Annotated in this window: 2 protein-coding genes and 1 pseudogene; all 3 read left to right on the forward strand. The window is 63.7% G+C overall.

Annotated elements, in window-relative coordinates; all coding sequences use genetic code 11:
• Positions 1-452 (forward strand): hypothetical protein (locus A1351_RS07825; protein ID WP_371441464.1); only part of this gene is annotated, 452 nt, incomplete at its 5' end.
• A gap of 442 nt (positions 453-894) precedes the next feature.
• Entirely contained in the window at positions 895-1,191 is a 297-nt protein-coding gene (locus tag A1351_RS24585; RefSeq protein WP_157096187.1) for a hypothetical protein, read from the forward strand.
• A 3-nt stretch (positions 1,192-1,194) separates the two neighbouring features.
• A pseudogene (locus A1351_RS07835) lies at positions 1,195-3,145 on the forward strand (ATP-binding protein); the annotation flags it as partial.

Genomic DNA, 3,145 nt, shown 5'->3' on the forward strand with positions numbered 1-3,145 from the left:
CTTTTTTTCGAGGGCGTGAGGCGCTCTCTCAATCGAAGGAGATGAACTTGCAGACCATCGCCAAAATCAAATCCCGCGTGTCGTCCCTGCTCGCCGGCGCGGCGCTTTCCGTTTCTCTCGGAGCGACGAGCGCCTTTGCTCAGGCGGCTGGCCAGACGCTCGGCTCCCAGGTGCAGAGCATTTCGAAGGAGTTCTCGACCGCCGGCGGCTTCGCCGGCTCGACCGCTATGTATGTCGCCGCTCTGGTGACCTTCGTCGCCGGCGTCTGGTTCCTGTGGCAGTCGCGTCAGCCGGAAAACCGCGAGAGCGGGAAAGTCGCGGCCGGTCTCACGGGTCTCGTGCTGACCGGCCTGTTCGTCGCTGGCGGCTCGTGGATTCAGAAGGCCTCCTACACGACCACTGGCGCGGGCGCGAAAGTGACCGACCAGGCCGGCGTCATCACCTTCCAGTGATGCTCAATGCTCTCCTGTTCCTCGCCGGCGTAACGCGGCGAGGCGCAGGGGACAATTGGTCCTCGCCGGTGGTTCGGTCGCAAAGCCGGAGACCGGCGAGGGCGCATCAGTTTTTGAAGATCGGCGCGGCGCGATGCTCCCACTTTCACTAGCGGCAATAAGCAATGGGTCGCGGCCTGCTTTCGCAATGGCGCAGCCGCGCGCACGAGGATTCGCCGATCGCTGCCCGCATTGTGGATGCGAGATCACGAACCGGAGCGAAGGGCGATCGGAAACTTCCGATGGGTCATGTGGCTGCGCGCTGTGCTGCCTCGCTCAAAATCTCGAACGCCCGGAAATCGATCGCGAGGCCATCCTGATCTGGATGCCGGAGTTCACGCAGGGCGCCGTCAATGCGCTCGTGCATCGCGTGCATTCGTCTTTCGCGAGACACGGGAAACCCGTGTCATGGCCTCTCGATCCCCTTCCACCGAACAGTCCTGGCGATCTGCTCGCCGCGAGCTCGGCCTATGCCGCCCTCGTCGAGCGCAGTGTGATCGCGAAGCAGCGCCTCGGCACGTCTTCACCGCGCGATCTCGCCGAAGCTCTGTCGTTCGTCTCACCGAGCTCCTACGCCCGTCGCCACGAGCTGCTCGGCGGCGCGCGCTTGCTATCGCTCGGCCGCTTTTTTGTCGACGGCTACGACATTTATCCGCGCTTGCTCGTCAAGGAGAGGCTCGCTTCGATTTTGAGGAGATAGATAATGCTCCATTGGATATCTCGCGGGCTCGCCGCAATGTCGTTGATGGCGAAGCAGCCGCTCGCCAGCTTTTGCGATATCGAAGCCGCGCATGGCGACGCGCTCGTCACCAAGCAAGGCGACTATGTGAGCTTCCTTCGTCTCGGCGGGATGCGCCGCATGTCGACGCGGGCCGATATCGATCGCTTGGCCAACGCCATGCGCATCGACATCTCGGGAACGCTGGAGAACAGGGGACACGCCATCGTCGGATGGTACGCCTCCGATCCCGATCTCGCGGCGGTCGAGATCGAGCGCGTCAACATGTCGGCCTGCCGGGAGATCGCCAAGGAGATCGGGCTGGAGCTGGGCGATATTTTCGAGGAACGCAAAAAGCTCTGGACCGGCATGATGCGCTGGGAGGCGGCGTATTTCATCTTGTGGACGCGCGCCACGACGCTCACCAAGGAAGAGCGCAAGCAGATGAAGGAGGAGCAGGCGGCGCTGGCCAAGAAATGCCCGAACATCGGCGACGCCCAGAAATTCTATTTGCGCAGCGACGTCATGGCGGCGCGACACACCGGCTTCGTCTCGCGCGTCGTGTCGTCGTTGAAAGGGCTCGATGTCGCCGCGACGGAGATATCCGCCCATGATGCTCTGGTGGTCGCGCGCGAGGCCATGTATCGCGAGACAGTCGGTTCCGCCTGGCGGCCGACCTTCGTCGGCGACGCCTTTCGCCCGCGCTGGCCGGATGAGAAGGATGAGCGTCCGATCCTGGAGACGCTGATGTGGCCGGCGATCCGTGATCTCTTCTTCGACTCCGACGCCGTCGTCCATGACGGGCAAAGGGTGGAGATCGGCCTCTATGATTATGGCTGCGTCGATATGACGATGGGGCCGGAGGACCCGCGGCCGTTCGTCGAGCTGTCGTCGCGGCTCGGGCAGGATCGCGTCCCTTGGCGCGTCTCCTTCGTGATCGAGGGCGGCGGCAATTCGGACATGCTCCTGAAAAGCGCTGGCGCGCAGTTTCTGTGGATGTTCCCCGGTAACCGGGACATCACCCGCGCCTTCGAGCTTTTGAAGCGCGAGCGCGAAAACAACAACCATATCGCCGTGCGCCTGCGCGCGTCCTTTGCGACCTGGGCTCCGTTCGGCGAAGTGGGCAAGCTGCGGCTACGACTGTCGACGCTGAAGCAGCGTCTCGAGGCTTGGGGAAATTGCCGCGGCACGACCGTCATCGGCGATCCGCTCGAAGGCGTCATGAGCAGCGTGCCGGGACTGGCGCTGGCGTCCACAGCGCCGCCGTCGGTGGCGCTGATCGGAGACGTGCTGGCAATGCTGCCTTGGGGACGAACGGCGTCACCCTGGGACCGAGGCAGCGTCCTGTTTCGCCAACCGAACGGCGCCATGTGGCCCTATGACCCCTCCGGCGGCTCGAAGCGTCCGCAGGTGCTCGACACATTCGTCGCGCCGCCCCGTTCGGGCAAATCGGTGCTCGCCAATACGATCAACCTCGGCCTCTGTCTCAGCTCCGTGGCGCTCGGGGCGGTCGGCGCGAAGCTGCCGCTAATCGGCAAGGTCGATATCGGGGATTCGGCGGAAGGCTTCGTGCTTCTCATTCAAGAAGCCCTGGGACCACAGCGCCGGCACGAGGCGATCTACACGCGCATGCAATTCGCACCGGGCTTCGAGTTCAACGTCTTCGACCTGCAGGTCGGCTGCGCATATCCGCTGCCGCTCGAAAAGGCCTTCTTGCAGAATTTTCTGGCGCTGATCACGCTGCCCCCGGATCAGAGCACGCCCTTCGAGGGCATGAATCAGATGATCGGCATCGTCATCGACGAAGCCTATCGGCTCTGCACCGATGTTCCAGGCGCGTCCCCCAAGCGCTATCGGCGTGGCGTCGAGCCTCTCATCGACATTGCGATCAAACGGCACGGCGTCGATCTCCACCACGACGAGCCGCATTGGCGAG

Source organism: Methylosinus sp. R-45379 (genome assembly GCF_001644125.1).
Classification (GTDB): Bacteria; Pseudomonadota; Alphaproteobacteria; order Rhizobiales; family Beijerinckiaceae; genus Methylosinus.